The sequence below is a fragment of the Denitromonas iodatirespirans genome, from assembly GCF_018524365.1.
GTDB classification, from domain to species: Bacteria; Pseudomonadota; Gammaproteobacteria; order Burkholderiales; family Rhodocyclaceae; genus Nitrogeniibacter; species Nitrogeniibacter iodatirespirans.
Genome location: NZ_JAEKFT010000012.1, coordinates 19,980 through 45,006, shown reverse-complemented (window position 1 = coordinate 45,006; position 25,027 = coordinate 19,980). Strand labels below are relative to the sequence as shown.

General features: G+C 66.3%; 21 protein-coding genes. 9 read left to right on the top strand and 12 right to left on the bottom strand.

The annotated features are described in order from the left end of the window. Positions 1-22 precede the first annotated feature (22 nt). Complete coding sequence (locus I8J34_RS12170) at positions 23-913, bottom strand: LysR family transcriptional regulator (RefSeq protein WP_255553127.1); 891 nt, start codon at positions 911-913, stop codon at positions 23-25. 114 nt (positions 914-1,027) lie between these two features. Here I8J34_RS12170 and I8J34_RS12165 point away from each other — a divergent pair, with 114 nt between their 5' ends. The 6 genes from I8J34_RS12165 to I8J34_RS12140 all read left to right on the top strand — a co-directional run bounded on the left by I8J34_RS12165 (position 1,028) and on the right by I8J34_RS12140 (position 9,487). After that, complete coding sequence (locus I8J34_RS12165; RefSeq protein WP_214361681.1) at positions 1,028-2,398, top strand: acyclic terpene utilization AtuA family protein; 1,371 nt, start codon at positions 1,028-1,030, stop codon at positions 2,396-2,398. Between the two features lie 2 nt (positions 2,399-2,400). After that, a complete protein-coding gene (locus I8J34_RS12160; RefSeq protein ID WP_214361680.1) occupies positions 2,401-2,754 on the top strand; it encodes an AtuA-related protein in 354 nt (117 codons plus the stop codon). Positions 2,755-2,774: 20 nt separating this feature from the next. Further along, positions 2,775-3,761, top strand: coding sequence for a TAXI family TRAP transporter solute-binding subunit (locus I8J34_RS12155; protein ID WP_214361679.1), 987 nt, complete (start codon positions 2,775-2,777; stop codon positions 3,759-3,761). Between the two features lie 10 nt (positions 3,762-3,771). Next, a complete protein-coding gene (locus tag I8J34_RS12150) occupies positions 3,772-5,661 on the top strand; it encodes a TRAP transporter permease (RefSeq protein ID WP_214361678.1) in 1,890 nt (629 codons plus the stop codon). A 134-nt stretch (positions 5,662-5,795) separates the two neighbouring features. Beyond that, positions 5,796-7,418: an MFS transporter gene (locus I8J34_RS12145; RefSeq protein ID WP_230411814.1), complete on the top strand. Its 1,623-nt coding sequence runs from the start codon at positions 5,796-5,798 to the stop codon at positions 7,416-7,418. Positions 7,419-7,933: 515 nt separating this feature from the next. Next, on the top strand, positions 7,934-9,487 hold the full coding sequence (locus tag I8J34_RS12140; RefSeq protein WP_230411813.1) for a BCCT family transporter: 1,554 nt from the start codon (positions 7,934-7,936) through the stop codon (positions 9,485-9,487). A 128-nt stretch (positions 9,488-9,615) separates the two neighbouring features. On the opposite strand, the gene I8J34_RS24670 is transcribed toward I8J34_RS12140, so the two are convergent. Further along, positions 9,616-9,846 (bottom strand): hypothetical protein, encoded by a 231-nt coding sequence (locus I8J34_RS24670; protein WP_230411812.1) that lies wholly within the window; start codon positions 9,844-9,846, stop codon positions 9,616-9,618. Between the two features lie 6 nt (positions 9,847-9,852). Between I8J34_RS24670 and I8J34_RS12135 the strand changes: the two genes are divergently transcribed. Continuing rightward, on the top strand, positions 9,853-10,761 hold the full coding sequence (locus tag I8J34_RS12135; RefSeq protein ID WP_230411811.1) for a GlxA family transcriptional regulator: 909 nt from the start codon (positions 9,853-9,855) through the stop codon (positions 10,759-10,761). Positions 10,762-10,843: 82 nt separating this feature from the next. Here the strand turns inward: I8J34_RS12135 and folB are convergent, their stop codons facing one another. From folB to glyA, 7 genes are all read right to left on the bottom strand, one after another. Continuing rightward, positions 10,844-11,278 carry a dihydroneopterin aldolase gene (folB, locus tag I8J34_RS12130; RefSeq protein ID WP_230411810.1) on the bottom strand — a complete coding sequence of 145 codons (435 nt, stop codon included), beginning with the start codon at positions 11,276-11,278 and terminating at the stop codon, positions 10,844-10,846. Between the two features lie 22 nt (positions 11,279-11,300). After that, on the bottom strand, positions 11,301-11,939 hold the full coding sequence (locus I8J34_RS12125; RefSeq protein WP_214361675.1) for a sarcosine oxidase subunit gamma: 639 nt from the start codon (positions 11,937-11,939) through the stop codon (positions 11,301-11,303). Next, the gene (locus I8J34_RS12120) at positions 11,932-14,970 is read right to left on the bottom strand and encodes a sarcosine oxidase subunit alpha family protein (protein ID WP_214361674.1); all 3,039 of its coding nucleotides are present in this window, start codon (positions 14,968-14,970) and stop codon (positions 11,932-11,934) included. Before I8J34_RS12120 ends, I8J34_RS12125 begins: the two co-directional genes overlap by 8 nt. After that, the gene (locus I8J34_RS12115; RefSeq protein WP_214361673.1) at positions 14,967-15,269 is read right to left on the bottom strand and encodes a sarcosine oxidase subunit delta; all 303 of its coding nucleotides are present in this window, start codon (positions 15,267-15,269) and stop codon (positions 14,967-14,969) included. The genes I8J34_RS12120 and I8J34_RS12115 overlap by 4 nt, the downstream gene beginning before the upstream one ends. Before the next feature lie 14 nt (positions 15,270-15,283). Further along, positions 15,284-16,534, bottom strand: a complete 1,251-nt coding sequence (locus I8J34_RS12110; protein WP_214361672.1) for a sarcosine oxidase subunit beta family protein — start codon at positions 16,532-16,534, stop codon at positions 15,284-15,286. Positions 16,535-16,658: 124 nt separating this feature from the next. Further along, positions 16,659-18,038 (bottom strand): L-serine ammonia-lyase, encoded by a 1,380-nt coding sequence (locus I8J34_RS12105; RefSeq protein WP_214361671.1) that lies wholly within the window; start codon positions 18,036-18,038, stop codon positions 16,659-16,661. A gap of 23 nt (positions 18,039-18,061) precedes the next feature. Further along, positions 18,062-19,324: a serine hydroxymethyltransferase gene (gene glyA / locus I8J34_RS12100; protein WP_214361670.1), complete on the bottom strand. Its 1,263-nt coding sequence runs from the start codon at positions 19,322-19,324 to the stop codon at positions 18,062-18,064. 58 nt (positions 19,325-19,382) lie between these two features. On the opposite strand from glyA, the gene I8J34_RS12095 reads away from it, so the two are divergent. Both I8J34_RS12095 and I8J34_RS12090 read left to right on the top strand, forming a co-directional pair. Next, on the top strand, positions 19,383-19,652 hold the full coding sequence (locus I8J34_RS12095) for a hypothetical protein (protein WP_214361669.1): 270 nt from the start codon (positions 19,383-19,385) through the stop codon (positions 19,650-19,652). 269 nt (positions 19,653-19,921) lie between these two features. Then, on the top strand, positions 19,922-20,998 hold the full coding sequence (locus I8J34_RS12090; RefSeq protein ID WP_214361668.1) for a GlxA family transcriptional regulator: 1,077 nt from the start codon (positions 19,922-19,924) through the stop codon (positions 20,996-20,998). Positions 20,999-21,162: 164 nt separating this feature from the next. Here the strand turns inward: I8J34_RS12090 and I8J34_RS12085 are convergent, their stop codons facing one another. From I8J34_RS12085 to I8J34_RS12075, 3 genes are all read right to left on the bottom strand, one after another. Then, positions 21,163-22,509 carry a putative porin gene (locus I8J34_RS12085; protein WP_214361667.1) on the bottom strand — a complete coding sequence of 449 codons (1,347 nt, stop codon included), beginning with the start codon at positions 22,507-22,509 and terminating at the stop codon, positions 21,163-21,165. Positions 22,510-22,654: 145 nt separating this feature from the next. After that, a complete protein-coding gene (locus tag I8J34_RS12080) occupies positions 22,655-23,761 on the bottom strand; it encodes an FAD-binding oxidoreductase (protein WP_230411809.1) in 1,107 nt (368 codons plus the stop codon). A gap of 15 nt (positions 23,762-23,776) precedes the next feature. Beyond that, complete coding sequence (locus I8J34_RS12075) at positions 23,777-25,018, bottom strand: aromatic ring-hydroxylating oxygenase subunit alpha (RefSeq protein WP_214361666.1); 1,242 nt, start codon at positions 25,016-25,018, stop codon at positions 23,777-23,779. Positions 25,019-25,027 lie beyond the last annotated feature (9 nt).

Below are 25,027 nucleotides of genomic sequence, written 5' to 3'. Positions count from 1 at the left end.
CTGGGCCTGGAGCAAGCGCTGACTATGCGCCTCTGCCCTCCGCCGCGAGCGTCAGCAAGTGGGCAATCATCTGCGCCGCGGCGGGCGATCGCTGGCGGCCCTTGCGCTCCAGGATGCAGATCTGACGCTGTACACGCGGCGTGTGCAATGCCAGGCGCTGCAGGGCCTCGGGCATCACCGTGGGCAAAGCGCTCGACGGCAGGACGGCGTTGCCTTCGCCGTTCTCGACGAGTGCCAACGCGGTGGTCATGAACGAGACCTCATACGCCGGCAGCGGATCGAGCCCGAGTTGGCCAAACGCGGTATCGGTGAGGCGGCGAATGCTGGTGTCGCGTGCCATGGCGATCAAGGGGTGCTTGGCCAGGTCGGCCCACGCCAGCTCCTTGCGCGTCGCCCTGAACAGGCCTTTCCTGGCCACGGCCACCAAGGTGTCCATCAGCAGCGTTGTCGCCACCAGATCATCTTCACCGGGGAGCGCGAAGCCCAGCGCGAAATCCGCCTCACCGGTTTTGAGCGATGCCACGACCGCATCGGCGACACCGTCCCGGATCACCACCCGCACATTCGGAAACTCGCGACGGAAGCTGGCGACCGCCTCGGCCAACAGGCCTGACGCCAACGATGGCAGCGCCGCCACGGTGACTCGGCCGCGACGGCAATCCGCATAGTCGTGCAGTTGGCTGAGCCCCTCGTCGATTTCGCCGAGCACCCGCCGCGCCGTTTGCAGCAGCTCATGACCGGCGGGGGTCAGCTCGACCTTGCGTGTCGTGCGGTGGAAGAGCTTCAGCGCCAACACCTCTTCGAGCTGCTTCACCAGCAGGCTGAGCGCCGGTTGCGACAGGCAGATCCGGCTGGCGGCGGCGGAGAAGGTGCCCTCCTCCGCGATCGCCACCAGGGCTTGAAGCTGGCGCATGTCGAGATTTATTCGTGCCATAAATAAACCTATGCAATCATTAAAATTGTTTTATATAGGCGACTTTGCTTCAATCACCCCATCGCGTCAATCGCACTTCGAAGGGGTGAGGACTTGCCCAAGGAACCGCTACTGATCGGCTGCGGCGCCGGCTTTGCCGGTGACCGTCTCGACGCGGCCCTACCGGTTGTCAGGGAACTGATCGCGCAAGGCAAACCCGCCTGCCTGATCTTCGAGACCCTGGCCGAGCGCACGCTGGCCCTGGCGCAGCTGCGCCGTCGTCAGGATGTCGAGGGCGGCTACCTGACGACGCTGGCGGAGTTGCTGGCCCCGGTGCTGGCCGACTGCGTGGCCCACCGCATCCCCATCATCGGCAATTTCGGAGCCGCCAATCCGGCCGCCGCGGCACGACGCATCCTCCAACTGGCAACGACGCTCGATTGCGGCCCGATCAAGGTCATGGCCGTGACCGGCGACGATCTACTCAGCCGCATGAGCGCCGGCGAATTGCTGGCCATGCCGTTCAGCCCGCCCGCCCGGATCGCGCCGGCGAGCCTGGTGTCGGCCAACGTCTATCTCGGCGCGCAAGGCATCGCCCAGGCGCTCGCCGCGGGTGCGGACGTGGTGGTGACCGGCCGCGTGGCCGATCCGGCCCTGGCGCTCGGCCCGCTGGTGCATCACTTCGGCTGGCGCTGGGACGACTGGGACCGGCTTGCGGCGGGCGTACTCGCCGGCCATCTGCTCGAATGCGGTGCACAGGTCACCGGCGGCTATTTCGCCGACCCCGGAGTCAAGGATGTGCCGGACCTCGCCTCGGTGGGCTACCCGATCGCCGAGATCGCGGCCGACGGCTCCCTCGTCATCGGCAAGCCGTCGGGCACCGGCGGCATGGTCTCGGAGCGCACGGTCAAGGAGCAGATCCTCTACGAGATCCACGATCCGGCCGCCTATCTGACACCCGACGTCACGCTCGACCTGTCCGGCGTCACGGTCGAGCAGGTCGGGCCGGACCGGGTCCGGGTCACCGGCGCGGCCGGCAAGCCGCGGCCGGCCACGCTCAAGGGTACGGTCTGTTTCGATGGCGGTTGGCTGGGCGAAGGCGAGATCTCCTACGCCGGCCCCAACTGCCGCGCACGCGGCCTGCTCGCCATCGATATCCTGCGCGAGCGCCTGTCGGCGCTTGCCTTGGCGGTCGAACACCACTTCGACCTGATCGGCGTCGCCAGCGTGTTCAACGATGCCGACGGGCGCTGGCTCGACCAGTGCCCCGCGCGCGAGATCGACGACGTGCGCGTCCGCCTGGCCGTGTCGGGCGCCGAGCGCCGCGATGTCGAGCGTGCCCTGCAGGAAGTCGAAGCGCTCTACACCGCCGGGCCGGCGGGCGGCGGCGGGGTGCGCACCCATGTCACGCCCCTCATGAACTCGACCTCGGTCTTCGTGCCGCGCGAGGCCTTCGCGCCGCAGATCGAGACGCTGGAAGCCTGATCATGACCGCTGAAGACTTCGTCGACGTCCCGCTCCATCAGATCGCGCATGCACGCACCGGCGACAAGGGCAACCGCATCAACGTCGCCGTGTTCTGCTACGACCCGGCCGTCTATCCGTACCTGGCCGAGCAGCTCACCGAAGCGAAAGTGCTGGCCTGCTACGGCCATCGCGCACCGTCCGCGGTCACGCGCTACCTGGTACCCAATCTCGCCGCCTGCAATTTCGTCATCGACGACGTGCTGGCCGGTGGCGTGAACAACAGCCTTTGCCTCGATCGCCATGGCAAAGGGCTTTCCTACCTGCTGCTGGCGATGACCATCCGCCTGCCTCGCCAATGCGTGTCCGGGCGCTGATCCCTTCGGAGGAGACAACCATGAAAACCCATCCATCGCGCTTCAAGCCTGCCGCCCTGATCCTGGGCGCGTCCCTGCTCGCCGTGTTTCACGGCGCGGCCGTCGCCCAGTCGAGCCGGCTGGCGATCGGCACCACCTCCTCGTCGTCGAGCCACTATGGCTACTTCGTGGCGGTCTCGCAGATCGTCAACAGCCGCGTCAAGGGCGTGGACACCTCGGTGGTCGAAACCGGCGCCACCATGGACAACCTGCGCCGCATGGACCGCCGCCAGGTCGACCTCGGCCTGGTCACCACCAACGTGATCCACCATGCCAACGCCGGCACCGGCGACTTTGCCGGCAAGCCGAGCAAGAGCCGGCTGCTGTGGATCTACTCGATCGCGCCGCAGAACGCGGTGGTGCGTAAGGATTCGGGCGTGAATTCGTTCGCCGATCTGGCCGGCAAGAAATTCAACACTGGCCTGAAGGGCTCGGCGACCGAAAAGACCACCGACGCGGTGTTCGCCCTGCTCGGCATCACGCCGGACGTGGTGCGCGGCTCCACCGGCGAGATCGTCGATGCGGTCAAGGACAACCGGGTGGTCGGCTATGTGAAGTCCGGCGCCGGCCTCAAGCTCGACGCCTCGACCCGCGAGATCGCCACCTTCACGCCGATCAGCGTGCTGGGCCTGGACGACGGCCAGAAGGCCAAGATCACCAGCACCATGCCCGAGTTGTCGATCGTCGACGTGCCGGCCGATGCGCAGACCAAGCTGCCCGCCTACTCGACCTGGGGCTTCGGCGTGGGCGCCGCGGCCGCCCCCGAGCTGGACGAAAACATCGCCTACCAGATCGTCAAGGCGGTGTGCGAGGACAAGGACATCCAGGCCGCCGCCTTCGGCGAAGTGGCCGGCGTCGACATCGCGCAGATGACGCTCAAGTACGCCTCGTCGCCGCTGCATCCCGGTGCGGTGCGCTACTTCCGCGAGCGCGGTCTCGAGGTACCGGCCCGTCTGATCGCCCCCTGAGGATCGCGCCATGGACACGCTCCGACACAAGGCCGTCATGGCCGTTGCCCTGGTGCTGAGCCTGTTCGTGCTCTACACCTCGGCCTTCGGCGTCCTCGATGCGCTGGTGCAGCGCTCGACCTTTCTCGCCCTGGTGGTGGTGCTCGCGCTGCTGCGCTATCCGCTGGGCGCGGGCAAGGCATGGCGGCCGCTCGGAGCCGTTGTCGACCTGGCGCTCGGCCTCGTCGCGGTCGGATCCTGCGCCTGGATCGCGACACACTCCGACCAGATCATGGACTCGCTGCCGACCGCCGGCCTGCTGGAAATCGCCATGGCCGCCTCCCTGGTGCTGGTCATCCTGGAGATGTCGCGGCGCACGATCGGCCTCATCTTCCCGTCGATGGTGCTGATCGGCCTGCTCTACGCCCTCTTGGGCAACTACATCCCCGGCCGGCTCGGCCATCGCGGCTTCGACATCTACTTCATGACCGAGACGCTGCTGTTGGGCGACATCGGCATCTGGGGCTCGCTGCTCGGCGTTGCCGCCACCATCATCGCGGTGTTCTCGCTGTTCGGCAGCTTCCTGCTGCACTCCGGTGGCGGCGCGGCGTTCATGGACATCGCCTTGCGCGTCAGCGGCCGCTCGACCGGCGGCGCGGCCAAGATCGCCACCATCGCCTCGGGCCTGTTCGGCATGGTCAGCGGCAGCGCGGTGGGCAACGTCGCCACCACCGGCACCTTCACCATCCCGCTGATGAAGCGGCTCGGCTACCCGGCCGCGCTCGCCGGCGCCGTGGAGGCCGTGGCCTCGACCGGCGGCCAGCTGGCGCCGCCGATCATGGGCGCGGCCGCCTTCATCATGGCCGAGATCATCAGCGTCGACTATGTCACCATCGCGCTCGCCGCCATCCTGCCGGCCGCCCTGTTCTACATCGGCGTCTTCGGCACGGTGCACGTCACCGCCCGCGAACAGCGGCTCGGCCAGGTGCCCGACGACCAGATTCCGGCCTGGGAGAGCATCCTGAAGATGCACCGGCTGGCGCCGATCGCCTGCGCCTTCGTCGGCTTAGGGCTTGGCATCGCCAACGGCAATTCGATCCAGACATCGGCCTTCTTCGGCATCGCCGGCACCGTGATTGGCGTGGCCATCGGGCGCCTGTGGCCCGCGCGTGGCGGAGACGACGAGACGCGCGAGCCGGTCACGAAGCAGCTGCGCTCGGCGCTCGACGACGGCGCCAACAGCCTGGTCGTGGTCGGCGTGCTGCTGGCCGGCGCCCAGATCCTGGTGGCGATGATCAACCTCACCGGCATCGGCGTGACGCTCTCGTCGATGATCGTCGGCGAAGCCACCGCCTCGGTGCTGGCCGTCGGCCTGATCGTCGCGCTGATCTGCATGATCATGGGCATGGGCATCCCGACCACCGCCGCCTACGTGCTGGTGGCGGCGACTCTCGCCCCGGCGCTGGTCAAGGTCGGCGTCAGCCCGCTGGCCGCCCACATGTTCGTGTTCTACTTCGCCACACTGTCGGTGATCACCCCGCCGGTGTGCGTCGGTGTCTTCGTCGCCGCCGGCATCGCCGGGGTCGGCTGGACGCAGGTCGCCCGCCATGCGGTCTCGCTCGGCGCGGTCACCTATGTGATCCCCTTCCTGTTCCTGCTCTACCCGGGCATGCTCACGCCGGGCTCGGCGGTTGAGTACATCGAGGCGGCCCTGTCGGGCGTGGTGTTCGTCACCGCCTTCGCGCACCTCTTCGGCGGCGCACAGATCACCGGCCGGCGCGTCGTCGACATCCCCGCCTGGCTGGGCGTGGCGCTGGTGGCCATCTATCCGCACGAGGCCGGACTGGCCGTCGGCATCGCCGCGGTGCTGGCCCTGATGTGGCTGAGCCGGCGCCGTTATCCGGCAGCCAATGCCTGCTGAGCGGCCGGCCCTGCCCGGCGCCCCGATGCCTCGCCATCGCGGGTGACGGCGGTCCTGCGCCGCGCGCCACCCCATGGCCGCGGTACCATGGGGGCTCGCCGTGCCCTGCGCCGGCGCCCCCGGAGGGATCCATCTTGACGAGCGCCCCCACGGAAAATCCGTCCGCCCTCGCCCCGCTGCGCGACGCAGTCTTTCGCATGCTCTGGCTGGCCTGGCTGACCGCCAACGTCACCATGTGGATGAACGAGGTCGCCTCCGCCTGGCTGATGACCTCGCTCACCGACAGCGCCTTCATGGTCGCCATGGTCCAGGCCGCCTCGACTCTGCCGGTGTTCGTGCTGGGCCTGCCCAGCGGCGCGCTGGCCGACATCGTCGACCGGCGGCGCTACTTCGCCGTCACCCAAGTGTGGGTCGGCGCCATTGCCATCATTCTCGCCGCCCTGTCCTTCACCGGCCTGCTGAGCGCGCAGCTGCTGCTCGTGCTCACCTTCGCCAACGGCATCGGCATGGCGATGCGTTGGCCGGTGTTCGCCGCCATCGTCCCTGACGTGGTGCCGCGAGCCGACCTGCCCGCGGCGCTGGCCCTCAACGGCATCGCCATGAACATGTCGCGGGTGATCGGCCCGGTCATCGCCGGCGCGCTGCTGGCCAGCGTCGGCAGCGCCTATGTCTATCTGCTCAACGCCGTGCTGGCGGTCATCGCCTTCATGCTGATCCTGCGCTGGCGCTCCGAACCGGTCGTCAGCGCCCTGCCCGGCGAGCGCTTCTTTGCCGCCATGCGCGTCGGTCTGCAGCATGTGACGCAGTCGCCGCGGATGCGCGTGGTGTTGATGCGCATCTTCCTGTTCTTCCTGCAATCGGTCTCGCTGACCGCGCTGCTGCCGCTGATCGCGCGCCGCCTCGGCGACGGCGGCCCCGGCACCTTCACCACGCTGCTGGTGGCGATGGGCGGTGGCGCGGTAGCGATGGCGCTGAATCTCACCCGGCTGCGCCAGCGCATCCGGCGCGACACCATGGTCTATTGGGGCGTCTGCGTGCATGCCGTCGCCGCCGTCGCGGTGGTGCTCTCGCCCACGCTGTGGCTGGCCGTGCCGGCCATGGCGGTGGCCGGCATGGCCTGGATCGCCACCGCCAACTCCCTGACCGTGGCCGCCCAGCTGGCCCTGCCCAACTGGGTGCGCGCACGCGGTATGTCGATCTACCAGATGGCGCTGATGGGCGGCAGCGCGGCCGGCGCCGCGCTGTGGGGCTATGTCGCCAATGTGAGCTCGGTGCCGACCAGCATCATCGCGGCGGCCGTCATCGGCCCGCTGGTTCTGTTGCTGACGCGCCATCACGGCGCCGGCGGTGTGGTCGACGAAGACCTGACGCCCACCCCGGTGAGCGCCACCGCCCCGCCGCCGGTGATCGACATCGCCCCCAACGAAGGGCCGGTGATGGTGACCGTCGAATACCTGATCGACCCCGCCCAGGCCCAGGCCTTCAACGCCGTGATGCAGCAGACGCGGCTCGCGCGCCTGCGCCAGGGGGCGCTGTCCTGGGGGCTGTTCCGCGATACCTCGCTCGAGGGCCGCTACATCGAGTACTTCCTCGACGAGAACTGGATCGAACATCAGCGCCGCCTGGCCCGCTTCACCGCCGCCGACATCGGCCTGCGCAACCGCCGGCTGTCCTTCCATATCGGCACCGAGCCGCCCCGAACGCGGCGCTACATCGGCGAACCGATCCGGGGGTTCGGCGCGCCGGACGAGGGCTGAGCGCACGGCATCGCAGGCACAACGACGCCGATGCGCTCGTTACCGATAGCCGCGCCGAGTGCGCGGGCCTGGCCCGACTTGCCGATTCAGGACATTCTGAACGAGCGGAAAGCCTGCCGGCCGTTGGTGCGTGGCCAGGCTGGCGTCTCCACAGCCGTGCCGGTGATCTGCCGCCAGCCTTCGGCACCCCCATCGTTCGTCTCCGCCCCGCCAGATCATCGACCACGGCACGCTGGGCGGATTGGCGCAATCCATGGGCATTTCGTCGCAATGACGTTCAAATATCCACGCTCCATGACGGAGATCGTCGAACCTCGGACAAACACGCCGAGCAACTCTTTCCTCTACCGCTTCCGTCTTATCCATTTCCGCCAATGACGCTTATGGACGGTGCGATGTCGTATCTGGGAAGGTGCCCGGTTCGGGGCGCTACGACAATCTTTACACCGTTGGGCGCTTGCGGCCCGGCGGAGGACAGACTGCATGCATATAGTGATAACACAGGAGGCAACCCGATGAATGGCAGTCAAGACCTGGTCCTCGAACCAGGAATCGATAACAAACAATTTTGGGGTCTGGATTTTCACAACCCCGTCTTCCCCATCACCGCGACCCTGATCGTCTTGTTCATCATCTATGCGCTCGTGGACCCCAGCCAGGCCAGTGCACAGATGGTTGCCATGCGAACCTGGTCGATCGATCATTTCGACTGGCTGTTCATGCTGGCCGGCAATGTCTTCGTCCTGTTCTGCCTCGCGCTGATCGTCCTGCCGGCCGGCAAGGTACGCCTCGGTGGTCCAACGGAGCGCCCGGAATTCTCGACCTGGTCCTGGTTTGCGATGCTCTTCGCCGCCGGCATGGGCATCGGTTTGATGTTCTGGAGTGTGGCCGAGCCGGTCGCCTACTACACCAACTGGTACGGCACCCCGCTGAACGCCGCCGCCAAGACCCCCGAAGGTGCCGCCGCCGCCATGGGCGCCACGATCTTCCACTGGGGCCTGCACCCGTGGGCGATCTACGGTGTCGTCGCGGTCGCCATCGGCTTCTTCAGCTTCAACATGGGGCTGCCCCTGACGCTGCGCTCGGCCTTCTACCCGCTCATCGGTCACCGGGTGCGCGGTTGGATCGGTCATCTGGTCGATATCATCGCCGCGCTGGCAACCCTGTTCGGCCTGGCCACCTCCCTGGGGCTGGGGGCGCAACAAGCGGCCAGCGGCATCCACTTCCTGACCGGGATTCCCAACACCCTCGGCCTGCAGCTGGCGATCATCGTCGGCGTCAGCTGTGTCACGCTCCTGTCGGTGTGGCGCGGTATCGATGGCGGCGTCAAGCTGCTCTCCAACATCAACATGACGCTCGCCGCGATCCTGATGGTGTTCGTCGCGATCGCCGGCGGTATCATCGCCTTCGTGAAGGGGATCGCCACCAATACGATCTCCTATGGCGAATTCCTGCTGCCGCTGTCGAACTGGATCGGCCGTGACGACCAGACCTGGTTCCATGGCTGGACCGTGTTCTATTGGGCTTGGTGGATCTCGTGGTCACCCTTCGTCGGCATCTTCATCGCGCGTGTCTCGCGTGGCCGGACAGTGCGCGAACTGCTCACCGCCGTTCTCGTGGTCCCGACCCTGGTGACCATCGTGTGGATGACCGCCTTCGGCGGCAACGCCCTGACGCAATCCGCCGGCGGCATCGGCGAACTGGCCAACGGTATCGGCGACGTTTCCCTGGCCATGTTCCAGATGCTCGAGCATCTGCCGCTGACCTCGATCACCTCGGCCCTGGCCATCGCACTGGTGCTGGTGTTCTTCGTCACCTCGGCCGACTCGGGCTCGCTGGTGATCGACAGCATCACCGCCGGTGGCAAGACCGACACGCCGCGAAGCCAGCGTGTGTTCTGGGCCTGCCTGGTGGGCATCATCTCGGCGATCCTGCTGTCGGTCGGCGGCAAGGATGCGCTCAATGCGCTGCAGGCCGGCGCGGTGACCACCGGCCTGCCCTTCACGGTGGTGCTGCTCATCATGACGGTCGGGCTCTACAAGGCACTTCATCAAGCGCACTACGCCTGAGCATGCTTGCGGTACCCGGCAACGGGTGCCGCAAGCTCCGATCTTTTTCCCAAGGGCCACTCATCGAGTGGCCCTTGTTCGGTCATCATCCGGTTCTACATCGCCATCGCACGCCACCGGATCACGAGTCACACGGGATGGATGTCAACGCACCAAGTCTTCAACCCGATGCGCCAGCCGGCGCCCAGGAACCGCATCCACTCGCCCCGCCAGCCAAGATGTCCGTAGCCGACGCACCGCCTGCGCGCCCATTCGGTAGCCCCCTGCGGCACAGCAATCGCGCTTTTCTGACCAAACAGACCGGCAAGGGCGCCAATGCGCCGGCCCATTGCGAGGTCGGTTTCGTACTGCTCGAACATTTTTCGATGATGGCCTTCACCGGCGCGCTCGACGCCATGGTCACGGCCAATCTGCTGAGCCCCACCCCGCTCTACACCTGCCGCACCCTGGGCCTGGCAGCGGGACTGATCCGCAGCGATCTGGGCATCCAGGTCTCGCCCGACGGTCTGCTCGTCGAACGCAAGGCCGACGAATTCGATCTGCTCATCATCTGCGGCGGCTATCGCTCCGGCCTGCACGCGCCGCGCGCCGTGCTCGACAAACTACGCGCAGTGGCGCACCGGCACCGGATCCTCGGCAGCCTGTGGAACGGCGTCCATCTGCTGGCCGAGGCGGGCGTGCTCGACGGCTATGCGTGCACCGTGCATCCGGAAAGCCGCCCCGGCCTCGAGGAGGCGTATCCCAACGTGGACATCCGGCCCCTGCCTTTCGTCATCGACCGTGACCGCATCTCCTGCGCCGGCGCCAACAGCGCCCTGGGCATGATGCTGGCGCTCATCCGTCAGCAACACGGCAACGAGATTGCCGAAGGCATCGCCGGCATCCTCGCCTGCGATCGCAACATGGACGATTTTCAGGGCCACAGCATGCCCTCGCTCGCCCACAGCCCCACCCTGCCCCCACCGTTGCGTCTGGCCCTGGAGCTGATGGAGAGCAATATCGAGGAGCCCCTGGGGGTGGAAGAGCTGGCCCGGCTGGCGCAGATTTCCTCGCGCCAGCTCGATCGCCTGTTCCTGCACCACATCGGCACCAGCCCGGCCCGCTATTACCTGGAGCTGCGCATCACGCGGGCGCGCCGTCTGCTGCTTCAGACCAATGAGCCGATCACGAACATTGCGATCGCCTGCGGCTTCACCGGGGCGCCGCATTTCAGCCGTTGCTATCGTAATTTTTTCGGCGAAACGCCGAGTCAAGCGCGCAAGAAAGGCGGCTGAGCCAGGAGGCCGCGCGGCCGCTCACGACAGGCGTTCGCGCCGCGCGTGGCGACGGGAACTCCGCCGTGCGCGGGGGCAGCGGTCAGGAACGACCGGTTTTTCGGGCGTACCGGCGGATGGAGACGCCGACGCTGTCGGCGATGTCGAAAATACCCGGTTTGGACACGGACACCGCCACCGACAGCAGATCGAAATCGGCAAGCAGGGTATCGGCCACGTTCTGCGCAAAACCTTCGAGCAGCTCGCAGCGATTGAGCAGCGCGTGACGGCGAACCGACGCGACGACGGCGCCGTAGTCGATGGCGTCGGTCAGACGGTCGCTGAAGCAGGCGCGCGAGTGCGCCAGCCCCAGCTCGAGGTCGATCACCAGCGGCTGCGGGCCGTGGCGCTCGTGCTCATACACACCGATCAGCGCATCCACGCGCAGCCCGCGCAGGAAGATGCTGTCGTCTCCGGGCGCCGGCGGCGCGCTCAGACGCGCGGCACCGGCGCCGATCTCGGCGGCGTTCAAACTCATCTCGCTCATCTCGCGACCTCGCTCAGCGGGCGACGTGGACGCCGAACTCTTCGCTCGCATCGAGCAGCCAGCGGTACAGGTAGTCCGCGAAGCTGCGCCGGATCACCAGCGCCCAGCGATCCTCGTCGAGCCGACGGATGATCGCCGTGGTTTTCGCGAACGTTGTGCTGACCCCCTTGCCCACCGGGAAATGGTTCGGATGGACATCGTAGGGCGTGCATTTCATCAACATCTCGGGCACCGCCGGACCGCTCAGTTCGAGCACGGTCTGGCCGCCGCTGACGTTCATCACCGCGAAATGCCCACCGAGCGTCTCGCGCAGACGCTGCTCGGCGGCGAACGCCTCGCCGCCCGGCACGATGATCAGCCACTCGTCCGGCGAGATCCACTGAAGGCTCACGCCGCGTGCCTCATCCACCGACAGCGGCCCCATCTTGAGCGGCAGCGGCACGCCGAGCGCCTGTTCGACGCCATTGACGAAGCCGGCATCGCCGGCATTGCCGCGCAGCACCAGATGACCGAGGAAGGCGTGCTCGCGCACCACGACGCCGGCGCTCTGCGCCTTCGGTTCGGTGATGACGTCCACACGGCACATCGCCAGCGGGGACTCCGCCTTCACGGGCTCGGTCGGTACCAGGTCGATCGTTGCAAACTCAGACATTTTGGCGGTCCCCCTTGGGATCGTAGAAGACGGGGCTGACAACTTCGGCGGCGTGCACCTTGCCGTCGGCCATCGGCAGATAGACGGTCTGGCCCATGCGCTGGTTGCCGCCCTTGAGCAGTGCGAGCGCAAAACCATGGCCGAGGACCGGGCTGAAGTAGCTGGAGGTCACATGACCGGCCATCGGCATCGGGAGCTTGAGCTCCTTCTCCAGCACGATCTGCGCCCCCTCTTCGAGCACCAGCCTGGAATCGAGCGGCTTGAGCCCGACCATCTGCTTGCGGTCCTCGCGCTTGGTGTCCGGGCGGGTCAGCGCGCGGCGGCCGATCCACGAGAACGGCTTCTTGTAACCGACACACCACTGCATGCCCAGATCCTCGGGCGTCACCGAACCGTCGGTGTCCTGACCGACGATGATGAAGCCCTTCTCGGCGCGCAGCACGTGCATGGTCTCGGTGCCGTAGGGCGTGAGGCCATACTTCTCGCCCTTCTCGAAGAGCGCCTCCCACACATGCATGGCGTAGTTCGCCTGCACGTTGATCTCGTAGGACAGCTCGCCGGTGAAGGAGATGCGGAACACCCGCGCCGGCACACCGGCCACCGTGCCTTCACGCCAGTCCATGAACTTGAAGTTCTCGTTGGACAGATCCATGTCGGTGAGCTCGGCGAGCAGCTTGCGGGCATTGGGCCCGTTGATCGCCATCGCCACCCAGTGATCGGTGGTCGAGTTGAAATACACCTCCAGCTCCGGCCACTCGGTCTGGTGCCACAGCTCCAGCCATTCGAGCACCCCGGCGGCACCGCCGGTGGTGGTGGTCATGTGGAAGTGGTTCTCGCCCAGGCAGGCGGTGACGCCATCGTCCATGACCATGCCGTCGTCCTTGCACATGAGGCCATAGCGGCACTTGCCCACGTCGAGCTTGGCCCACGGGTTGGAGTACAGCCGCCCGAGGAACTCGCGCGCATCCTTGCCCTGGATCTCGATCTTGCCCAGGGTGGAGGCATCGAGCACGCCCACGCTCTCGCGCACCGCACGGCATTCGCGCTGGACGGCCTCGTGCATGGACTCGTTGCCCTTCGGGAAGTACCACGGACGCATCCACTGGCCGACCTCCTCGAACTTCGCGCCGTGCTTGACATGCCACGCATGCAGCGCGGTGTAGCGGCGCGGATCGAACAACTCGCGGCAATGACGGCCGGCGATGGCACCGAAGGTGATCGGCGTGTAGTTCGGGCGGAACACGGTGGTGCCGGTCTCGGGAATCGTCTGCCCCAGGCAGCGTGCCGCGACGGCCATGCCGTTGATGTTGCCGAGCTTGCCCTGGTCGGTGCCGAAACCCAGCGCGGTATAGCGCTTCACATGTTCGATCGACTCGAAGCCCTCACGCGTGGCCAGTGCAATGCCGGCGGTGGTGACGTCGTTCTGCAGGTCGACGAACTGCTTGGGCGCGCGCATGGTGGGTTTCAGATGCGGCACGTCGAAGAGCGCGGCGGCCTTGCCTTCGCGCACGGTGCGAACCTTGGGCAGCGTCCCGCCCTGCGCCTCGAGGCCGTTGGCCATCAAGGCGTTGCTGGCGGCTTCGAGGCCGTCGGCAAGGGCTTCGGCGAGCGACATCTTGCCGTTCACACCGCCGGCCACGACCTGCCCCTTCACCTTGCCGGGCACGAAGCCGAGGATGTCGTCGCGCCACTCCGGACGCGCACCGGTGTGCGCGGCCAGGTGGACCACCGGGCTGTAACCGCCCGAGCTGCCGACGGTGTCGCAGGCCAATTCCTCGACACGGCCACTCACCTTGAACCCGGCGATATCGATGCTCGCCACGAGCGCACCGGTGACACGCTTGGCACCGCGCGTCTCGATCACTGCGCTACCGGTGATGATGCGGATGCCGCGGGAGCGGGCCTCGGTGACCAGATCGCCGTCGGGCTTCTCGCGGGCATCGACGATGGCCACCACTTCACGGCCGGTGTCATGCCAGTCCAGCGCGGCACGGTAGGCGTGATCGTTCGAGGTGGACAGCACCAGGCGCTTGCCCGGCACCACCGCATAGCGACGGATATAGGTCGAAATGGCGCCGGCGACCATGTTGCCCGGCACATCGTTGTTGGCATAGACCAGCGGACGCTCATGGGTGCCGGTGGCCAGGATCACCTGACCGGCGCGGACCTTGTGCATCCGCGCACGCACCTGGCGGCGCCCGTTGAGCAACGGCGCGCTGTCGGCCAGATGTTCGGTACGGCGCTCGTGCAGGGTCACGAAGTTGTGGTCGTGATAGCCGTTGGCCGTGGTGCGCGGCAGCAGCAGCACGTCGGCCACGCCGGCCAGCTCGGCGAGCACGCGCTCGACCCAGGCGGCGGCCGGTTGGCCGTCGATCGACTCACGCGTGTCGAGCAGCGAGCCGCCCATCTCCTCCTGTTCGTCGCACAGGATCACGCGCGCCCCACTACGGCCGGCGGCGAGCGCGGCGGCCAGCCCGGCCGGGCCGGCACCGATCACCAGCACGTCGCAGTGGCGGTTGATGTGGTCATAGATGTCCGGATCGCTCTCGCGCGGCGCCCGGCCGAGGCCCGCCGCCTTGCGGATGGCTTTCTCGTACTTGGGCCACATGGCGGCCGGCGACATGAAGGTCTTGTAGTAGAAGCCGGCCGGCATGAAGCGGCCGCCCATCTTGCCGACCACGCCCATCACATCGCCGTCCACCTTGGGCCAGCCGCTGGTGCTGGTGGCGACCAGGCCGTCATAGAGCGCCTGCTGGGTCGCACGCACGTTGGGCACCTGCTCGGCCTCGCTCCGGCCGAGCTGGAGAATCGCGTTCGGCTCTTCGGCGCCGGCGGCCACGATGCCGCGCACACGGGCGTACTTGAAGCTGCGGTTCACCACATCGACGCCGTTGGCCAAGAGGGCCGAGGCCAGGGTGTCACCGGCGTAGCCCTGGTAGCTGGTGCCGTTGAACTGGAAGCGCAGCGGGCGGCTGCGATCGATGCGACCGTTGTTCGCGAGGCGGTTGGGTTGGCTGCTCGGTTGCGTCATTTCGCCGCCCTCCGGCTGGTGTCGTCGATCGTGGGCAGCTCGCCCACCTTGTAGGTTTCGAGAATCTCGTAGCTCACGGTGTCGCGGGTGACGTTGAAGAACTTGCGGCAGCCGGCAGCGTGGTACCACTGCTCGTGGTGCGCGCCGCGCGGGTTCTTGCGGAAGAACAGGTAGTCGCCCCACTCTTCGTCGCTGGTTTCTTCGGGGTTTTGCGGGCGAGCGATATGCGCCTCGCCCTTCGGGCGAAACTCCTCTTCCTCGCGGTACTCCTCGCAATGAGGGCAGTAGATGTGCAGCATGAGCCTGGCTCCTGTCAGTGCGCGACGCCTGCGGCGCCGTGCTCGTCGATCAGTTTTCCGGAGATGAAGCGGTCGATGGAGAACGGCGCGGCGAGCGGATGCGCCTTGCCGTTGGCGAGGGTCGCCGCAAACACGTTGCCGGAGCCCGGTGTGGCCTTGAAGCCGCCGGTGCCCCATCCGCAGTTGAAGAACAGGCCGCCGACCGGGGTCGCCGAGATGATCGGGCAGGCGTCCGGGGTGGTATCGACGATGCCGCCCCACTGACGGTTCATGCGCACCCGCGAGAACGCCGGGAAGAGCTCGACGATCGCCTGCAGGGTGTGCTCGATGGTCGGATAGCTGCCGCGCTGGCCGTAGCCGTTGTAGCCGTCGATGCCGGCGCCGATGACCAGGTCGCCCTTGTCGGACTGGCTGATGTAGCCATGCACATGGTTGGACATGACGACCGTGTCGAGCACCGGCTTCATCGGCTCGGACACCAGGGCCTGCAGCGGATGCGACTCGATCGGCAGGCGGATGCCGGCCATCTTGGCGAGCACGCCGGAGTTGCCGGCGGTGACCACACCGACGGTCTTGGCGCCGATGAAGCCGCGCGAGGTCTCGACCCCGAGCACCTTGCCGCCGCTGGTGCGAATGCCGGTCACTTCGGTGCGCTGCAACAGGTGCACCCCGAGGGCGTCGGCCGCACGTGCAAAGCCCCAGGCCACCGCATCGTGACGGGCCACGCCGGCGCGCGGCTGCCAGGAGGCGCCGAGCACCGGGTAGCGGGTGTTGCGCGAGCAATCCATCAGCGGCACGATTTCCTGGATCTGCTTGACGTCCAGCACTTCGCCGTCGATGCCGTTGAGGCGGTTGGCGTTGACCCGCCGGTTGATGTCACGCATGTCCTGCAGCGTGTGGCCGAGGTTCATCACCCCGCGCTGCGAGAACATGACGTTGTAGTTGAGGTCCTGCGACAGGCCCTCCCACAGCTTCATGGCGTGCTCGTAGAGCCAGGCGGCCTCGTCCCACAGGTAGTTGGAACGCACGATGGTGGTGTTGCGCGCGGTGTTGCCGCCCCCCAGCCAGCCCTTCTCGACCACCGCCACGTTGGTGATGCCATGTTCCTTGGCCAGGTAGTACGCGGTCGCCAGACCATGGCCGCCGCCGCCCACGATGATGATGTCGTACTGGCTGCGCGGCTCCGGATTACGCCAGACGCGCTGCCAGTTCTCATGGTGGCTGAGGCCATGCTTCACCAGCTCGAAACCCGAATAATGCTGCATCGTCTATCTCCTCGAATCCGGAGGCAGCAAGCCGCCGCTATCCGGTGTCGCCCTCTTGCCGAGGGACGCTTCGTCACACATCTCGATCGCCGCGCGTCGAGCGCCTGGGATCAAACCCCGGGCCTCAACACTCGATGACATTCACCGCCAAACCGCCGCGGGACGTTTCCTTGTACTTCTCCTTCATGTCCCGGCCCGTATCGCGCATGGTCTTGATGACCTTGTCGAGGGACACGAAGTGCTTGCCGTCGCCGCGCAGGGCGATGCGTGCGGCATTGATCGCCTTCACCGACCCCATCGCATTGCGCTCGATGCAGGGCACCTGGACCAGGCCACCGACCGGATCGCAGGTGAGGCCCAGGTTGTGTTCCATGCCGATCTCGGCGGCGTTCTCCACCTGCTCGGGCGTCCCACCCAGAACCTCGGCCAAGGCACCGGCGGCCATCGAGCAGGCCACGCCCACCTCACCCTGGCAGCCGACTTCGGCGCCGGAGATCGAGGCGTTCTCCTTGAACAGGATGCCGATCGCCGCCGCGGTGAGCAGGAAGCGCACCACGCCGTCCTCACTGGCGCCGGGGACGAAGCGATGGTAGTAGTGCAGCACCGCCGGGACGATTCCCGCCGCCCCGTTGGTCGGCGCGGTGACGATGCGCCCACCCGCGGCGTTCTCCTCGTTGACCGCCAGCGCGTACAGATTGACCCAGTCGATGGTGGTCAGCGGGTCGCGCAGCGAGGCCTCGGGCGCGCCCGACAGCTTGCGATACAGCGAGGCGGCACGGCGGCGCACCTTCATGCCGCCAGGCAGCACACCCTCGACCTCGCAACCGCGGCGTACGCAGGCCTGCATCACCTGCCAGATGTGGAGCAGGCGCTCGCGCGTCTCGGCCTCGGGGCGCCAGGCTTTCTCGTTCTCCAGCATCAGCTGGCTGATCGACAGGCCGCTCTCGGCACACTGGGCCAGCAACTGGTCGCCGCTGTGGAAGGGATACGGCAGTTCGGTCGTATCCTCGACGATGCGGTCGGCGCCAGCCGCCGCCTCGTTCACCACGAAGCCGCCGCCGACCGAGTAGTACACCCGGCTCACGATCTCGGCCCCGTCTTCGCCGAAGGCGGTCAGACGCATCCCGTTCGGGTGGTAAGGCAGGCTCTGGCGACGCAGAAAGGCCAGATCGTTCTTTTCGTCGTAGGCGATCTCGTGCTCACCGGCCAGCGCGATGCGCCGACGCTCGCGGATGCGCACGAGACGGGCCTCGATGGTGTCGGGGTCGATCAGGTCAGGCGCCTCGCCCTCCAGACCGAGCAGCACCGCGGTGTCGCTGCCGTGCCCCTTCCCGGTGGCGCCCAGCGAGCCGTACAGCTCGGCGCGCACGCGGTGCACCCGGGGCAGCACGCCGTCCTCCTTCAGACCGGAGACGAAAGTCAGGGCGGCGCGCATCGGGCCCACCGTGTGTGAGCTCGACGGCCCGATGCCGACCTTGAACATCTCGAAGACGCTGATAGCCATGGCGTTTGCCTCTCTTTTTTCGCTCAACGGCTCGCCGGATAGACCGGGAAGCGCGCGCACAATGCCTTCGCTTTTTCGCGCACCGCGGCGATCACCGACGCGTCCTCGAGGTTGTCGAGGATGTCGCAGATCCAACCGGTCAGCGCTTTGGCCTCGGTCTCTTTGAAGCCACGGCTGGTGATCGCCGGCGTGCCGATGCGGATACCGCTGGTCACGAAAGGCGATTGCGGATCGTTGGGCACGGCGTTCTTGTTGACCGTGATGTGCGCCGAACCCAGCGCAGCATCGGCTGCCTTGCCGGTGATGCCCTTGTCGATCAGGTCGACCAGGAACAGATGGTCGTCGGTGCCGCCAGAGACGATCTTGTAGCCACGCTCCTGGAACACACCCGCCATGGCGCGCGCATTGTTCAGCACCTGCTGCTGATACGCACGGAATTCGGGCTGCAGGGCCTCCTTGAGCGCCACCGCCTTGGCGGCGATGACATGCATCAGCGGGCCGCCCTGGATGCCGGGGAAGACGACGGCGTTGAGCTTTTTCTCCAGCTCCGGGTTGGCGCGGGCCAGGATCAGGCCGCCGCGCGGACCGCGCAGCGTCTTGTGGGTGGTGGTGGTGACGACATCGGCGAAAGGCACCGGGTTCGGATACAGGCCGGCGGCGACCAGCCCGGCCACATGGGCCATATCGACGAACAGCTTGGCGCCCACGGCATCGGCGATCTCGCGGAAACGCTTCCAGTCGATCACGCGCGAGTAGGCCGAGAAGCCGGCGACGATCATCTTCGGCTTGTGCTCGCGCGCCAGCGCTTCGACCTGGGCATAGTCGATCTCGCCGGTCGCGTCGTCCAGCCCGTACTGCACGGCGTTGTAGATCTTGCCGGAGAAGTTGACCTTGGCCCCGTGGGTCAGGTGGCCGCCGTGGGCGAGGCTCATGCCGAGCACGGTATCGTGCGGCTCGAGCAGCGCCATGTAGACCGCGGCATTGGCCTGCGAGCCGGAGTGCGGCTGCACGTTGGCGTAGTCGGCGCCGAACAGTTCCTTGGCACGATCGATCGCCAGTTGCTCAACCACGTCAACATGCTCGCAACCGCCGTAGTAGCGCTTGCCCGGATAGCCCTCGGCGTACTTGTTGGTGAGCACGCTGCCCTGCGCCTCGAGCACACGCGGGCTGGTGTAGTTCTCGGACGCGATCAGTTCGATATGCGATTCCTGCCGGACCAGTTCAGCGTCCATCGCGGCTTTGAGCTCTTCATCGAAATCGGCGATACGGTCGGTCATTGCAAACATCGGTTCTGCCTCCTTGGCTGGGTCGTCCTACCGGGCGCCGAGGCGGCAGACCTGTGCGGTGGACGACGACATCATTGGCAACGATCTTATGAACTTCGTCACCCCGACTATTGCCTGTATCCGCCGTCGGTTTGCTCAATACGGACACGCCGGCCCGACACCTCGCGAGCAGGCGCACGATACGCTGGCGCGGCAAAAAAAAGCGGCGTATCTTGGCTCGAATCAGCGGCATCAGACCGCGCACCAATACGGTAAGAACATCGGTGAAACGCCCCGTCTCGGGGCGGCACAAGCACCGAATCCTTCAACAGGAGACAAGAAATGTTGACCGCCTGCGGGTCCCTCCCCGCCTCCTCCTTGCGCTCACCGCCAAACAGCTGCGCCCGCTGCGCGCCGTATGGCACGGCAGCGCTCCTGTCCGCTCTCCCATCTGCGGCCCCGCCGCACAAATAACCCGCACCGGCAAACCGGCGCCATGACTTCCCATGGCACGCGGCTTGCAAGGACATGTGCAAATTGCGAACGGTCCCGCCGCAAACCGGTCCGTCGCTATATAGAGAGCGTTTGCAATCCTCGACTCGAAACAGGAGGTGCACCATGTTGACCGATCCGTCATCCGTCTCTCGCATCGGCTTTCTGGTGCTCGACGAATTCACCATGATCGCGTTTTCCAGCGCGATCGAAGTCTTGCGCATGGCCAACTACGCCAGTGGCCGCAAACACTATGAATGGACGGTGTTCACCGTCGACGGGCAGCCCGTCACCTGCAGCAACGGGCTGCCCACCGCGCCCATGAAAACCTACGCGGACGCCGGTCCGCTCGACATGGTCTTCGTCTGTGGCGGCACCAACATCACCCGCCTGGTCGATGATCGGGTCATCGGCCTGCTGCGCCGCATCGCCAAGGACAAGGTGAGCTTGGGCGGCCTGTGCACCGGCACCTACGCACTGGTCAAATCCGGCCTGCTCGACGGCTATCGGGCCACCATCCACTGGGAAAACATCAGCGGCCTGCGCGAGTCCCACTCTCGTGTCAATTTCGTCCACGAGCTGTTCGTCATCGACCGCGACCGCATCACCTGTACCGGCGGCACCGCGCCCATCGACCTCATGCTGACCCTGGTCGGCGCCCGTTGCGGCAAGACCCTGGTGGCACAGATCTGCGACCAGTTCAGCCACGAGCGCCCGCGCGACAGCAAAGACCGCCAGCACATCCCGCTCGCCGCCCGCCTGGGCCGCAACCACGAAGCGCTCGGCGATGTCGCCGCCTTGATGGAAGCGAACATCGAGGAGCCGCTGTCGCTCGACGAGCTCGCCCACCTCGCCGGCCTGTCACAGCGCCATGTGCAGCGCATGTTCCGCGAAGCGCTGGGCTGCACCCCGAGCCAGTACTACCTCGACCTTCGCCTGCGCCGCGCGCGCGAGTTGCTGCTGCAGACGGCGATGTCGATCACCAGCATCACCGTGGCCTGCGGCTTCCAGTCGCCCTGCCACTTCAGCAAGGCCTACCGCGCGCTGTTCGGCCAGTCGCCCAGCGGCGAGCGCCGCTATGCCGGCGGAATGCCCCTCGCCTCGCGCAGTCGTGCGGACGACGCCACCGTGGTGGCCGTGGCAGCCTACGCGGCCGATCAGGTCCTCGCGAGCGAGGTCTTCGCCGGGGCCCACCCCGTCTAGTCCGCATCCCGGGCGCGACGCCCGGGCAATCCACCGCAGCGTCCTGGCCCCGCCTCGCGGCGGGCATGAAACAAGCCCGCCTTCACCGCCCAAAACGGGCAGCGAAGGCGGGCTTGATGGGCGCTTCCGCGTGGGCAGGCCCGACCGGCCTGCCCGCTATCCGATCAGAAGTAGTAGCCCAGGTTGATGTTGAAGCGGTTTTGCCAATCGCGCTTGGAATTCGCCGCGAGACGGTCAGCGAAGCTCGTTTCGTTGCCGACGAAGTCATTGCCGTTCGAACGAGCCCATTCGGTGTAGATGTACCAGCCGCCGTGGCCCCAGGCCGCACCCAGGGTCATCAGATCGCTGTTCTTGAAGCTGTCTTCATCCTTGACGATGCTGCTGTACTCGATATACGGGATCACGTAGTCCAGCCACGGGATACTCGGCGTCTCCTTGTAGTAGCTCAGTGAGACCGCCGGGATCCAGGCCTTGGCGGCCACGTCGGTGGTGAAGTCGAAAGCACCAAACCTAACCACTTTGTCGGTTCCCAATGGCTGGTTTTTGTCGACGTTGAACGAATAGCGCGTCAGTTGGGTGGCCAGGGTGAAGTTATTCCACTTGTTGACCATGTGCGCCGAGGCCGCCCAGCGATCGCCGTCATCCTGTGGGCCCTGGCTGTTGAGCTTGCCGTACATCAGCGACGCGCCCAGGTCGGTCTTCACTGCCCAGTCCTTGAAGTGGTAGATGGCGCGAAGGTTGACCTGGTTTTCCTCCTCGTAACCATTACGACTCTCATTGACCACGTCGTAGGAGTAACGGGCGCTGTCAACGCTGCCGCCGTGACCGGTCCCCTCATCCGACAAGTAATACGCGGCATCGATGGTCAAGTTGCCCAGCGACTTGGTGTATTTCACACCCAGATCCATGTCGTCGGCCAAGCCCACGTAGTAGTGCTGGTCGAAGAACCAACTTTGCGAGACGCCGTAGGCGCCCGGGCCAAAGGGTACGCGGTTGACGCCGACCTGGATCTGGCCGCCATCGTCGAAGTTGTAGCCCAGCCAACCAGTGTGGAGGAAATGGTAGCCGTTGTAGAAGCGGTACTCGAGCTTGCCGATGACACCGTTGTCGTTGGCGTAATCGAGATTGATTCGATAGGTGTCGAGCGTGAAATTGCCCCCATCGCGTTCGGCGCGTGTTGGCTTGCCTTGGTAATCGCCATAGTCACCGACCGCGTAGTTCGCACGGATAGCGCCGCCAACCTTGAGCTTGCCACCCAGGAAGTTGTCGAAGGCAATGCCGGCCGGGGCACTGTTCGCCTTGGCCGCCTCCAGCTCCTTCTTGGCGCCGGCCTCGCCGGCCTTCGAAGCCTCGAGCTGCGCACGAGTGCGCGCGAGCTCCTGCTCGAGTTCATTGATACGGGCGTTCAATTCGGTGGCACTTTGCGCCATTGCACCAGCCGGGAAGGCGAGTGCGAGGCTGACGGCCAGAACAGACTTGGTGCGGCGATACTTCGATGGAACAGTCATCATGAAGCTCCCTTTTTTTGGACCGCCCCTTGGCGGCCCTTGTTGTGAAATCTGTAGGCTCCCGTTTTTCCGAGGGGCAAAGACGCCCCTGCGTACCGAAGACGCATCGTCGATTCTTGGGGAGGGGCGTCTTCTGGGACGCGCTGCGCTATCGGTCGAGCACCAGGTCGGTCAATGGTGTGGAGCAGCAAGGCAGGAACATGCCCTTGTCGATCTCGCGCTGGCGGATGCCGCCACCGTGCTTCATGTCCACTTGCCCCGACACGAGTTGCGATTTGCATGTGCCGCAGACGCCCTTGGTGCATGACGAGGGCAGACGCAGGCCGGCGGCGCGGGCCGCTTCCAGCACGCTCTGGCCGGGCGCGCAGTGGACGGTGATGCCGCTCTTGGCGAATTCCACCGCATGGCCCTCGCCCACGGCCGGCGCATCGGCGTCGGCCGGCACTACCGAGTCCTCCGCCATGTCGGCGAAGGTGAAGCTCTCTTCGTGATAGCGCGCCATGTCGAAACCGCCCGCCGCCAGCACGGCACGCACCGCGGCCATGTAGGGCGCCGGGCCGCAGCAGAACACCTCGCGCTGGGCGAAGTCCGGCGCGATCAGCTCGAGCAGCGGCAGGTTCAGGTAACCGGTAGGCGCCGCCCAGGCGGGTTCACCGTCCGTGCGTTCGCACACGAAGGCGGTACGGAAGCCGGACAGGTTCGCCGTCATGAGGGCCAACTCGCCGCGGAAGATGATGTCGCGCGGCGTGCGGGCGCTATGCACGAAAACGATGTCGCAGGGCTCGGCCAGGTCGTGCGCGCTGCGCGCCATCGACATCAGCGGCGTGATGCCCGAGCCGCCGGAGAGGAACAGGTACTTGGGCGCCGGATGGTTGCCTGCGCAGAACTCGCCGGCCGGCCCCAGCGCGCGCAGGCTCATGCCCGGCTGCAGGTTGTCATGCAGCCAGTTCGAGACGATGCCGCCGGGCGTGCGCTTGACCGTGATCGACAGGCGGTCCGGCCGGGTGGGCGATGAGGAGATGGTGTAGCAGCGATTGATGGTCTCGCCGCCGATCTCCAGCTCCAGCGTCAGGAACTGACCGGCAGTGAATCGGAACAAGGCCGGATTTCGCGGGCGGAACAGGAAACTGACGACATCGTCGGTCTCCTGGCGCCGCTGGCAGCACACCAGCACATCGTCCTCGTCGGCCAGCCACAGGGGTGGCAGGATACGCAGGACTTCCGGGGCGAGAGTATCGGGGGCGATCATATCCATGTCTCGGTTAAAACCTCAGGCAATCGCGGCGCGCAGCCGCTCGACGTACCAGTTGGTGAACTTTTCCACCAGGGCCTCGGTGTAGGGCGAATACGGGCCGGGCTCGAAGGCCGGGCTGGCGACGCCACGCTGCGACATCTCCACCAATGCGCCGTCCTGGCGGTTGGTGGCGAGCCACACCTCGGTGAGCCGCTTCAGGTCGTAGTCGCGCCCTTCCATCGCATCCTTGTGCACCAGCCACTTGGTGCGCACCAGCGTGTGTCCGGCGTCGATCGGCTGCACGCTGAAGGTGACGATGTGATCGCTCATGAAGTGGTGCCAGGAGTTCGGCTGAATCCAGAACGACAGGCCGCCCAGGCGACGGTCGGTGAGGTCGCCGAGCAGCTTCTGGCAAGCCACCTTCGCATCCATGGTCTGCGACTCGCCGTCCCTGTCCAGCGGCAGGCGCAGGGTGCGGAAACCCGTGACGCAGCTGTCGAGCCGCTCGATTTCGGCCGACTTGAGGCCCGCCGCCTCCCAGCGCGCATGCTCGCGCTCGATCAGATCGCGGAACTCCTGCACCGCCTCGGCGTTGCTGGACGAGGGCTGGTAGCCGAAACCGAATTCGTAGAGCGACTGGGTAAGCTCCGGGTGATTGCCCACGCAGTGGTAGCACTCGCGGTTGTTCTCCAGCGTGAGCTTCCAGTTGCCCGCTTCGACATAGTCGTCCTGCGCCACCACCTTGCAGTCGGCGATGCGGTGAGGCCCGATGTAGGGCTCCATCGTCTCGCGCATCTGTTCGAAGTCCGTCGGCGGCTCGTCGGCCAGGCAGATGAAGATCAGGCCGGCCAGATTGCCCACGTGCACCGTCTTCAGGCCGTGCTTGCCGCATTCGAAGTTTTCACCCATGTGCTGGTTATGGATGAGCTGGCCGGTCAGGTCGTAGGTCCAGTGGTGATAGGGGCACACCAGATTGCCGACGCTGCCCGAGAGCTCGTTGCACAGCTGGGCCCCACGGTGACGACACACGTTGTGGAAGGCGCGGATGGCCATGTCGTCGTCACGCAGGACGACGATGGACGCCCGGCCGAGCTTGACGGTGAAATAGTCACCCGGCTCGGCGATATCCGGCTCGACGCCGACATAGATCCAGTGCCGGCCGAAGATCGCTTCCATGTCGAGATCATAAACCTCGTCGGCCGTGTAGAACGGCGCATCAAGGTTGAAACCGGTTCGGCGTGCTGCGATGAGTTCTCGCAACGAGTTGGAAACCTTCATTTTGTTTCG

Bases quoted from the DNA above. Each gene is read 5' to 3' on its own strand.
- I8J34_RS12125 (WP_214361675.1), bottom strand. From the start codon at position 11,939: ATGTCTGAGTTTGCAACGATCGACCTGGTACCGACCGAGCCCGTGAAG.
- I8J34_RS12110 (WP_214361672.1), bottom strand. From the start codon at position 16,534: ATGCAGCATTATTCGGGTTTCGAGCTGGTGAAGCATGGCCTCAGCCAC.
- I8J34_RS12090 (WP_214361668.1), top strand. From the start codon at position 19,922: ATGTTGACCGATCCGTCATCCGTCTCTCGCATCGGCTTTCTGGTGCTC.
- I8J34_RS12120 (WP_214361674.1), bottom strand. From the start codon at position 14,970: ATGACGCAACCGAGCAGCCAACCCAACCGCCTCGCGAACAACGGTCGC.
- I8J34_RS12115 (WP_214361673.1), bottom strand. From the start codon at position 15,269: ATGCTGCACATCTACTGCCCTCATTGCGAGGAGTACCGCGAGGAAGAG.
- I8J34_RS12085 (WP_214361667.1), bottom strand. From the start codon at position 22,509: ATGATGACTGTTCCATCGAAGTATCGCCGCACCAAGTCTGTTCTGGCC.
- I8J34_RS12080 (WP_230411809.1), bottom strand. From the start codon at position 23,761: ATGGATATGATCGCCCCCGATACTCTCGCCCCGGAAGTCCTGCGTATC.
- folB (WP_230411810.1), bottom strand. From the start codon at position 11,278: ATGAGTTTGAACGCCGCCGAGATCGGCGCCGGTGCCGCGCGTCTGAGC.
- I8J34_RS12170 (WP_255553127.1), bottom strand. From the start codon at position 913: ATGCGCCAGCTTCAAGCCCTGGTGGCGATCGCGGAGGAGGGCACCTTC.
- I8J34_RS12105 (WP_214361671.1), bottom strand. From the start codon at position 18,038: ATGGCTATCAGCGTCTTCGAGATGTTCAAGGTCGGCATCGGGCCGTCG.
- I8J34_RS12155 (WP_214361679.1), top strand. From the start codon at position 2,775: ATGAAAACCCATCCATCGCGCTTCAAGCCTGCCGCCCTGATCCTGGGC.
- glyA (WP_214361670.1), bottom strand. From the start codon at position 19,324: ATGTTTGCAATGACCGACCGTATCGCCGATTTCGATGAAGAGCTCAAA.
- I8J34_RS12140 (WP_230411813.1), top strand. From the start codon at position 7,934: ATGAATGGCAGTCAAGACCTGGTCCTCGAACCAGGAATCGATAACAAA.
- I8J34_RS12160 (WP_214361680.1), top strand. From the start codon at position 2,401: ATGACCGCTGAAGACTTCGTCGACGTCCCGCTCCATCAGATCGCGCAT.
- I8J34_RS12135 (WP_230411811.1), top strand. From the start codon at position 9,853: ATGATGGCCTTCACCGGCGCGCTCGACGCCATGGTCACGGCCAATCTG.
- I8J34_RS24670 (WP_230411812.1), bottom strand. From the start codon at position 9,846: ATGTTCGAGCAGTACGAAACCGACCTCGCAATGGGCCGGCGCATTGGC.
- I8J34_RS12075 (WP_214361666.1), bottom strand. From the start codon at position 25,018: ATGAAGGTTTCCAACTCGTTGCGAGAACTCATCGCAGCACGCCGAACC.
- I8J34_RS12150 (WP_214361678.1), top strand. From the start codon at position 3,772: ATGGACACGCTCCGACACAAGGCCGTCATGGCCGTTGCCCTGGTGCTG.